The sequence below is a fragment of the Providencia sp. NPDC089933 genome, from assembly GCF_049545585.1.
GTDB lineage: Bacteria > Pseudomonadota > Gammaproteobacteria > Enterobacterales > Enterobacteriaceae > Providencia > Providencia huashanensis.
In genome coordinates this window covers 39,788-48,295 of the sequence record NZ_JBMWDT010000010.1, presented here as the reverse complement: position 1 = coordinate 48,295, position 8,508 = coordinate 39,788, and the positions used below count along the sequence as shown (strand labels likewise).

The following is an 8,508-nucleotide window of genomic DNA, read 5'->3' as shown; positions in this document are numbered from 1 at the left end:
TTATGGGATGTTGACTACGTTCAGCTCTTTGGGTCATATACTGATGTATGCTCCCCAAGATGTCTTCTCTTGTCGCCTACCCACAATGCGAACTATTTAGAGCATGGCTCGTCATGTGCACGTTATGGGATGTTGACTACGTTCAGCTCTTTGGGTCATATACTGATGTATGCTCCCTAAGATGTCTTCTCTTGTCGCCTATCCACAATGTGAACTATTTAGAACATGGCTCGTTATATTTTACATTGCGGGAGTTATTCACTTTAGCGTCTATTTTTAGTCTTTATTTGGCGAGTGATTATACCGTAAGTCATTGGTTAAGTAATCGACATTTGAGTAAAGGACATTCATCATTATTTGACATAAGAAAAAAATCGATTCAATATTAGACAATGCCCTACCTTTTCGTGATCTTGCGCACGAATTTATTAACGCTGTATTTAATTTTCTTGTCATACTCTAGGGATGATAGTTTCCCCCGTTATTATTTAAGGTTCACATAAATAATGAAAAAAAGAACAATAGTACTGATTTTGCTGATGCTCATTTTAATAGCAGCAGCTGCACTTTTTCATTCCCATAATCAATATTTATTGTTGCAGGGAGAAGTGGATGCACCTGAAGTTATTGTCACCTCAAAAGCGAAGGGGCGAGTGGTTGAACGCCATGTCGAGCGTGGGGACGATGTCAAACAAGGGCAGCTTTTATTAACATTAGAAAGCCCTGAGTTGCAAGCGCAATACGAAGCCTCAAAAGCGGCAAGGGACCAAGCAAAAGCTCAGCTCGAACAATCGATTAACGGGACCCGAGCAGAGACTATTCGGGACCTTAAAGCCACATTAGCGCAAGCAAACTCACAATATCAAAATGCTTCTCGCGAATATGCGCGTTTGAGTAATTTAAAAAGCAAAGGGTATGTTTCAGCAAATGAACTTGATAATGCCCGTAAAGCTAAAGATGTTGCATATTCTCAAGTACAAGGTGCAAAAGCTCGGTTAGAAGAGGGGCAGAATGGGGATCGTGTTGAGTTACGAAAACAATACGAAGCAGCTCTGAATCAAGCAGAACAAAAACTTACAGAGCTACAAGTACAGGTTGATGACCTACAAGTTAGAGCGCCTGTTGACGGTGAAGTCGGCCCTATCCCAGCAGAAATAGGTGAACTATTCAATGCAGGCAGCCCGTTAATTTCATTAATTCGCTTACCTCAGGCTTATTTCATTTATAACTTGAGAGAAGATATTTTAGTCAATGTGAAAAAAGGCGATAAAGTTCAACTTGATGTGCCCGCATTAGGCAATAAGGTGATTGAGGCTGAGGTTCGTTATATTGCACCAAAAGGTGATTACGCAACAAAGCGTGCAACCCGTGCAACTGGTGACTTTGATTTAAAAACGTTTGAAATTCGTTTATATCCATTAGAGCCAATTGATGGGCTGCGGCCCGGTATGAGTGTGCTATGGCACTGGGATAAGTAAAAGGTGTTGCCATGAAATTAAAGTTCGCTTGGCAAGGCTTCGAGCATGCTTTTAGCCGTGAAACTAAAATGGCTATCCGTAGCCCTGTTTTTCACTGGTTGAGCTGGTTGTTTCCATTGATGTTGTTTACGTTGGTGAGTTCTAACTTTTCAGAAGGAACGCTGATGGATTTGCCTGTGTCAGTGGTAGATGACAACCATAGTCCAGTATCTCGGCAAATTATTCGCGACTTGAATTCAGGCCCTCACGCAGATGTAAAAACTATCGATGACAATCTGAATACATCCTTAAAAAGATTAGGCAGCTCAAAAGATTATGCATTACTGTACATCCCCCATGATTTTGAAGAGGATGTGTTAAGAGGGCGCCAACCTGAACTGCGTATGTACTACAACGCTTTATTTTACGCATCGGGAAGTTATGCAATTCAAGACTTTAGCGGCTTAGTTGCGGAGCTAAATGCAAAGTACCGCCAAGAACTGGCGAGGTCGATGGGAAAAGCACTACCGCCGTTGGCGCAAGTGACACTTTCTTATGACAGCTTGTTCAATCCGAGTGGTAGTTATATTTATTACCAGCAGTTTGCTGCGACTATTCATATGTTACAGCTGTTTGTCGTCACAGCGACTATTTATACTATGTCGCGAGGGAGCACTTTACAAAGCGTTAAACCTTTCGCTACTGCCCTATTAGGGAAGATGGCTCCGTATACGTTATTTTTCACGACATTGTTGGCAATTGAACTTGCTGCACTCGTGACCATTTTTGATGCTAAAGTGGTGGGTAACCCATTGTATATGCTGGTGGTAGGCTTCTTTTATGTGATAGCGGCACAAAGTATTGGGGTATTACTATTTAGCTTTACCTCTAGTGCTATTATGGCTTATAGCTTAATAGGGATGCTAGTGAGTATCGCTTTAGCGTTCTCAGGAATGGCTGTGCCTGAATTATCGATGATTTTACCCGCGCGAATTATTTCTAATATTGAACCCCTTACGCATACACTTAATGCAATGTTCGATATTTTCTTACGGGAAATTTCGTTTGGTCGAATTGTAGAAGTTTGTTTGTTTTTATTAATTTACCCTGTCGTAATTGCCTTTTTAGTTCGTAAACGCTTGGTTAAGCGGCTTGCAACTCAAGGAGGGGAAGTTTAATGGCGGTCTATTTTGCGACTTTCCGTAAAGTGCTACTGGGTATGTTAGAAAAGCCGATGTGGCTACTACTTTTAGTCTCATTGTGCGTGATGAGTTTGGTCTATGCAAAACCTGTTTTATGGGATTTGCCTGTTGCCGTGATCGATATGGACCATAGCACTGCTAGCCGCGAACTAATCCGTGATTTAGACGCGACGCCAAAAGTACAATTGCATGGTTATGATAACCTTGCGCAGGCTCGTCAGGATATGATCGCTAGAAAATTATTTGCGATAATTATCATTCCAACCGATTTTCAGCAGCATTTACTAAGTGGTAAAAGCATTACTGTCCCTGTCTATGGTGATGCGACTAACCGCCTCGCTAGCGGCCAAATTCAACAAGAGCTTTCAAAAGCATATCAAACTCTTTTAAACGCTTATAATACGCAATTACTAACAAAAGCAGGTTATAGCAAAGAACAAGCCAAAGTTATCATTACCCCAGTCCGCAGTGAAACTGAGCCGTTGTATAACCCCGGAGTCAGCTTTGCGGCCATTGTTTTCCCAGGTTTATTGGTGATGTTGTTACAGCACTCCTTGTTGATCGCTTGTGTGCGCGTCAGTATTGCGATCCGTTCAACACCGAAAGGTAAACCGCCTTTAGCCGTTTATTTGGGAGCATTATCTGCGTTAATACCCATTTGGTTGTTTTTATCTACGGTCTTTTTTGCACTTTGGCCATGGGTATTGGGCTTCCGGCAAGAAGCACCGCTGTACTTAATTTGGATATTTACCTTCCCGTTTCTATTAGCGGTTATTGGCCTAGGCAAGTTGGTAACAGAATGCTTGCGCAGTGTTGAAATGATCTATTTAACGTTAGCGTTTATCACTACGCCAGTGTTTTATATGTCAGGCACTATTTGGCCATTACAAGCGATGCCAGATTGGGTACGTATGATTGCTTCAGCATTGCCATCAACATGGGCCACAAACGCCATGGCAGGCCTTAACCAAATGGGATTGCCGTTTAGTGAGGTGTTGATGGATATCGTTATGATGCTAACACTTGGTGTAATTTATACGGTTATTGGTGTGTTTATTGGCATGCTAAGAGATGGAGAGTTACGCCATATTAGCCATATGTTTAACCGTTGGCGTAGGCATCGGCATTAATCGTTATTTTTGAGTAGGAAACCTATGGCTGAGTTAGGATCAACGGCTTTTGTTGCCATTTTTGCTTCTTGGCTTAAGGTTTCCCAGTCATCAGGAGGGCTTAGCATTGAGGCAAATACTTGATAGGCATCATTTTTGGAACTATATGAACGTAATGTACTGAAATCATTTACCCAACTAATAATGATGATTTTATCTTTTTCACTGCAACGAAAGAATAAACGGAACTGCTGTAAAAATTTAGCCCGAAACCAATGTTTGTGTTTCGCTCCTAAGGTATTACCTTGGTAAAAAATTGGGTCAAGTGGGTTAACTGCAATTCGTTCTGTTATCACTTTATTAATTGCAGCGAGTAATTTTGTGGGAGCTTTCTTTTTATAGCCTATTGGGGCAGATTTTTTTAAGGTTTGTACTGTACTGACTAATGCAACTAACTGTTCTAAGAAACATGAGTGAAAAAAATTTTCCATCCGTTAATTTCTAACATTCCCTGTGACTCCATGATTAACTATCAGTAAGTGGTGCATCTAAATCAATGTCGATATTCGCAGTAAGTTCATTGACCTTATTCCATAATGCTACAGGCACAGGATAAATGTGTCGTGGATTTTCTTTCATATCTTTTTCTAGGAAATTGAGAAACTATAGGGTCCTCATAGGCGTTTGTTTGCCTAGAAATAATGACATTACCATCTGCTAATAGCGAATATTCAATTATTTCACCAGGTTGTAAGTGTAAAGCATCATGTATGGCCACAGGGATAGTTGTTTGACTGCGTTAGGTAAGGCGGGATTTTGCACGTAAAGAAACAGTGCTTGGGTTTATATCAATCATTTTATTTACTTCAAAAATTTCCAGCCTATCCTCAGTGTAATGCAAATGCAAATGCAAATGCAAATGCATTGTGCAATGCATTTGCATTACACTGAGGATAGGTGGTTATGAGGTGGGTAATAGGCTTAAGGCACCATCGACAACCCTGCAATTTGTCGCCAGTAACCATTGCAATTTTGGTTGATAATATTCAACGGGATCTCCCCATTTTCATTGGCTTTAAACTGCTTGATTACCTCAAGGGTCTCAATGCCTTCAGGTGAAATGCGCACAATATCCACAAGGTCATGCATTGAATACAGGTCATTGCCGAGGTTATAGCAAGCGCCACTGAGTGTTTGAATACCATTTAAGGTAAATACTTGCTGCTGTTCTTGAGAAAGAACCTTGCGCCCTTGGGGGTAGTTAATACAGCAAGTCTCACATTCGTCTTTTTGCCGATTTTCTGAACGAGCCGTAAAACAGCGGGCAGAGTAGGCCAGAGGTAAATGACCGTAGCTCATCACTTCCACCTCAAATTTACCGTGGATACCAATATCATCACATTGATTGAGCAAATTAATTAGCCAATCACGAGATAGCTCTACAGGCATACACCAGCGCGTCATACCTTGGCGTAATAAAATATTTAAAGTTTGTGCGTTATAGCAATTTAACCCGTGCCCAGCGACAAAAGGAAGGTTTCTTTCGACTAACATGTTGACCACACCAAAATCATGGGCTTCAACGAGAAACTCACCATTATCAACTAACTTACTGATTTCTTTAAGTTCGGAAGGGGCTTGAAGAAGGGCAAGGGTACTCAGAACAATTTGTTTGCCGCTCTTGGCCAGTTGTTGGGCGAGCTCTATCCAATCATTGGGTTTCATTTCTCGGCGCTTACTGCAAACCGTTTCTCCAAGGTAGATAATATCGGCTTCACTTTCGATTGCGCACTGATAAAATTCACTTAATGTGTGTTTTGGCCAGTAATAAAGAACCGATCCTAATGAGTACTGCATAATATTTACCTTTTCAATTACTGCCACTTGCGATGATAAGCACCCAAAGTCGTCTGGCTGCCTTCTGAAAGCCCACCTAATACTTTTAGCCATTTAGGGTCGGTGGTGAAGTTATCAGGGTTGGCTTTGTAACGGTCAATCGCTTGGCGCCAAATCCGTGTTACCTCCGTGACATAAGCAGGGCTGCGCTGGCGGCCTTCAATCTTAACCGAAGCAATACTAGCGGCCATGAGTTCTGGTAACAGTTCAATCGTGTTGAGGCTAGTTGGTTCTTCTAGGACGTGGTATTTTTGACCATCGACAAGGTAACGCCCCTTACACAAAGTAGGGTAGCCTGCATTTTCATGTTCTTGGTAGCGGTCGATTAAGACGTCATTCAGGCGAGACTCCATACCATTTTCTGTTTGCTGCCAACGAACAAAACGAGCTGGTGAGCAAGCGCCTACGGTGTTTGGTGATTCGCCCGTTAAGTAGGAAGATAAATAACAACGGCCTTCAGCCATGATGCATAAACTACCAAAAGCAAACACTTCAAGCGGCACAGGGCTATTTCTAGCGAGTTGTTTTACTTGATGAATAGATAAAACGCGTGGAAGGACAACACGATGTACTTGAAAGTTTCGCTGATAGAAGCGGATCGCTTCTGTATTGGTGGCTGAAGCCTGAACCGATACGTGTCTTTCGATATGCGGGTACTTGTTTGCTGCATACTCTAACATCGCGATATCGGCTAAGATTAACGCATCAGCCCCTAAATCCGCAGCAAGATCGACGGAGTTTTGCCAACGTTCATAACCGGTAGGGTGTGCAAATGTGTTAATCGCAATATGCAATTTGCGATTATGGTTATGAATGTAGCGCTCTGCTTCATGCAGCTTTTTTTCAGTGAAATTGAGCCCTGCGAAGTGGCGCGCATTGGTATCGTTTTTTAACCCAATATAAACAGCATCTGCGCCGTTATCGACAGCGGCTTTCAACGCAGGCAAATTCCCTGCTGGGCAGAGTAATTCCATTGGCCTATCCCTGTATAAAATTTAACAACGGACATTCTAGTCAAGGGAACTGTTATAGATTTTGATTTAGAGCAGAGAAATTGTTAATGGATATCAGTATTCGTTAATTAAGGCTGTGGGTGACTGAATTAGTGAGTGACTTTTTTGTGAGTTAGGGCACTAAAGAATAAAATGAGACCCGTTTCATAAATCTGGATATTAAGTCATTTTTGGTTATTTATTGATCATGATTTGTGGTAAAAGCCACCAATAGAAACTATCCATTTTGTTAAAAATAAATATGGGTGACATGGGCAAAAATTGATATAGGATCAGACCAATAAGGTGTTTTTTTGGCAAGATAACTCATCGTGAGCTAAATAGTGTATTGATGATCTCAGTAATTGGGGTTATTAACTACAAATATTTTGTTTAACTAATTGAATATACAATATGTTACCCTAAATAATTCGAGCTGCTACTGTTGTTGAGTAGTTACCCGAAAACGGGCAGACAATTAAGACGGGAGTCAGTACTGTGCTAGGTAAAATTCGTTCTCAACTCATCACAAAAGGTCCTTCATTTTTGAAATTACCTTTAAAAGTGACCCCATTTGCTGTGCAACGCCATGTGCTTGAACAGCTACTAAGTTGGCAATTTCGTGAGTCAGTCAAAGAAGGGGAACTCGATTTTCTCGAGGATAAATGGCTAAAAGTTGAAGTTCGTGACTTATCATTGGTGTGGTTTATCAGTTTGCAAGATGGCCAATTAGCCGTTAAACAGAACGCACAAGCTGATGTCAGCGTTAGTGGTAATGCAAACGACCTTATTTTGATAGCAGCACGTAAAGAAGATCCCGATACTTTATTTTTCCAACGTCGCTTGGTGATTGAAGGGGACACCGAATTAGGTTTATACGTTAAAAACTTAATGGATGCTTTTGAATTGGAAAATATGCCGGCTCCGCTGCGTTTTGCTTTACTGCAATTGGCTGAGGTGATTAAAACGGTTCATGATAGCGAGGACGTAGAGCACAAATCGCCTGCGTTAACTTCATGCTAATTCGAGTTGAAATCCCAGTCGATGCAATGGGAATTGATAAGCTATTGCGTGAAACTTTTCCAACAGAAGCGGAAGCTAACCTTGTTCAGCACTTGCGAGAAGACGGCTTATTAACGCTTGGTGTTGTTGCGACCAATGACAACGGCGAAGTCATTGGTTATGTAGGCTTTACACCTGTTGATGTCAATGGTGAAGACGTACAATGGGTTGGGTTAGCTCCTTTAGCGGTTAGTAAAGCTCACCAAGGCCAAGGCATTGGTGAAAAATTGGTTTATGAAGGGTTAGATAGCCTGAATGAATTTGGTTATGGTGCTGTCGTCGTTTTAGGGGATGAGCGTTACTATTCACGTTTTGGTTTTGAACCAGCCTCAAAACAAGGAGTGAATTGCCAATGGCCTGAACAACAACCCCATTTCCTGATATGTGGGCTCGAAAATGGCGAAATAGGGGCTCATCAAGGCCTAGTGACTTATTCTTCACACTTCAGTAATTTATAGTTAGCTAAGTAATCAATGAGATTATCAGGCTGGTCAATGACCAGCCTTTCTTTTACCTTTTTATTCAACTTCTTAATTTGATATTCCACTTGTGAGGCAGTTGATCGTGAACCGACAAAACACGAGAAAGCTAATATAAGTGGCGTTTTCCCTTTCAATGCTTTTGCGCCTGTACCCGCTTTATGTTGTTCAAAACGGCGTTGCACATCTGTCGTGATACCACAATACAAGGCATTATTTTTCTCTCTTACTAAGTAAAGATACCAATTACTTTGCTGATCTTCGCTTTTTTTTGATGTGTTTTTTATCATTTTGTGCTGGCGTGTTGAGAT

9 protein-coding genes and 1 pseudogene are annotated in these 8,508 nt (G+C 41.4%); 5 read left to right on the top strand and 5 right to left on the bottom strand.

Annotated elements, in window-relative coordinates:
• Positions 1–506 precede the first annotated feature (506 nt).
• The 3 genes from ACPEH5_RS14760 to ACPEH5_RS14750 are packed head-to-tail and all read left to right on the top strand — an operon-like array spanning position 507 to position 3,789.
• Positions 507–1,478, top strand: a complete 972-nt coding sequence (locus ACPEH5_RS14760; RefSeq protein ID WP_042845733.1) for an HlyD family secretion protein — start codon at positions 507–509, stop codon at positions 1,476–1,478.
• Positions 1,479–1,489: 11 nt separating this feature from the next.
• Complete coding sequence (locus ACPEH5_RS14755) at positions 1,490–2,635, top strand: ABC transporter permease (protein WP_042845732.1); 1,146 nt, start codon at positions 1,490–1,492, stop codon at positions 2,633–2,635.
• Positions 2,635–3,789 carry an ABC transporter permease gene (locus tag ACPEH5_RS14750; RefSeq protein ID WP_129466607.1) on the top strand — a complete coding sequence of 385 codons (1,155 nt, stop codon included), beginning with the start codon at positions 2,635–2,637 and terminating at the stop codon, positions 3,787–3,789. Before ACPEH5_RS14755 ends, ACPEH5_RS14750 begins: the two co-directional genes overlap by 1 nt.
• Here the strand turns inward: ACPEH5_RS14750 and ACPEH5_RS14745 are convergent.
• The 4 genes and pseudogenes from ACPEH5_RS14745 to ubiU all read right to left on the bottom strand — a co-directional run bounded on the left by ACPEH5_RS14745 (position 3,786) and on the right by ubiU (position 6,638).
• Complete coding sequence (locus ACPEH5_RS14745; RefSeq protein WP_409563990.1) at positions 3,786–4,259, bottom strand: type II toxin-antitoxin system YhaV family toxin; 474 nt, start codon at positions 4,257–4,259, stop codon at positions 3,786–3,788. The genes ACPEH5_RS14750 and ACPEH5_RS14745 overlap by 4 nt on opposite strands.
• Before the next feature lie 34 nt (positions 4,260–4,293).
• Positions 4,294–4,546: pseudogene (locus ACPEH5_RS14740) on the bottom strand (type II toxin-antitoxin system PrlF family antitoxin).
• A gap of 203 nt (positions 4,547–4,749) precedes the next feature.
• On the bottom strand, positions 4,750–5,625 hold the full coding sequence (locus tag ACPEH5_RS14735; RefSeq protein ID WP_042845730.1) for a U32 family peptidase: 876 nt from the start codon (positions 5,623–5,625) through the stop codon (positions 4,750–4,752).
• A 17-nt stretch (positions 5,626–5,642) separates the two neighbouring features.
• Complete coding sequence (ubiU, locus tag ACPEH5_RS14730; RefSeq protein WP_042845728.1) at positions 5,643–6,638, bottom strand: ubiquinone anaerobic biosynthesis protein UbiU; 996 nt, start codon at positions 6,636–6,638, stop codon at positions 5,643–5,645.
• A gap of 516 nt (positions 6,639–7,154) precedes the next feature.
• Between ubiU and ubiT the strand changes: the two genes are divergently transcribed.
• Entirely contained in the window at positions 7,155–7,679 is a 525-nt protein-coding gene (gene ubiT / locus ACPEH5_RS14725) for a ubiquinone anaerobic biosynthesis accessory factor UbiT (protein ID WP_042845726.1), read from the top strand.
• Positions 7,673–8,176 (top strand): GNAT family N-acetyltransferase, encoded by a 504-nt coding sequence (locus ACPEH5_RS14720; protein WP_048605868.1) that lies wholly within the window; start codon positions 7,673–7,675, stop codon positions 8,174–8,176. The genes ubiT and ACPEH5_RS14720 overlap by 7 nt, the downstream gene beginning before the upstream one ends.
• Here ACPEH5_RS14720 and ACPEH5_RS14715 read toward each other — a convergent pair.
• Complete coding sequence (locus ACPEH5_RS14715; RefSeq protein WP_048605870.1) at positions 8,149–8,487, bottom strand: GIY-YIG nuclease family protein; 339 nt, start codon at positions 8,485–8,487, stop codon at positions 8,149–8,151. The genes ACPEH5_RS14720 and ACPEH5_RS14715 overlap by 28 nt on opposite strands.
• Positions 8,488–8,508: the final 21 nt, after the last annotated feature.

What these genes read in the sequence shown, in the direction of transcription:
- ACPEH5_RS14760 (WP_042845733.1), top strand. Translation starts at nt 507, where the DNA reads ATGAAAAAAAGAACAATAGTACTGATTTTGCTGATGCTCATTTTAATA.
- ACPEH5_RS14755 (WP_042845732.1), top strand. Translation starts at nt 1,490, where the DNA reads ATGAAATTAAAGTTCGCTTGGCAAGGCTTCGAGCATGCTTTTAGCCGT.
- ACPEH5_RS14750 (WP_129466607.1), top strand. Translation starts at nt 2,635, where the DNA reads ATGGCGGTCTATTTTGCGACTTTCCGTAAAGTGCTACTGGGTATGTTA.
- ACPEH5_RS14745 (WP_409563990.1), bottom strand. Translation starts at nt 4,259, where the DNA reads ATGGAAAATTTTTTTCACTCATGTTTCTTAGAACAGTTAGTTGCATTA.
- ACPEH5_RS14735 (WP_042845730.1), bottom strand. Translation starts at nt 5,625, where the DNA reads ATGCAGTACTCATTAGGATCGGTTCTTTATTACTGGCCAAAACACACA.
- ubiU (WP_042845728.1), bottom strand. Translation starts at nt 6,638, where the DNA reads ATGGAATTACTCTGCCCAGCAGGGAATTTGCCTGCGTTGAAAGCCGCT.
- ACPEH5_RS14720 (WP_048605868.1), top strand. Translation starts at nt 7,673, where the DNA reads ATGCTAATTCGAGTTGAAATCCCAGTCGATGCAATGGGAATTGATAAG.
- ACPEH5_RS14715 (WP_048605870.1), bottom strand. Translation starts at nt 8,487, where the DNA reads ATGATAAAAAACACATCAAAAAAAAGCGAAGATCAGCAAAGTAATTGG.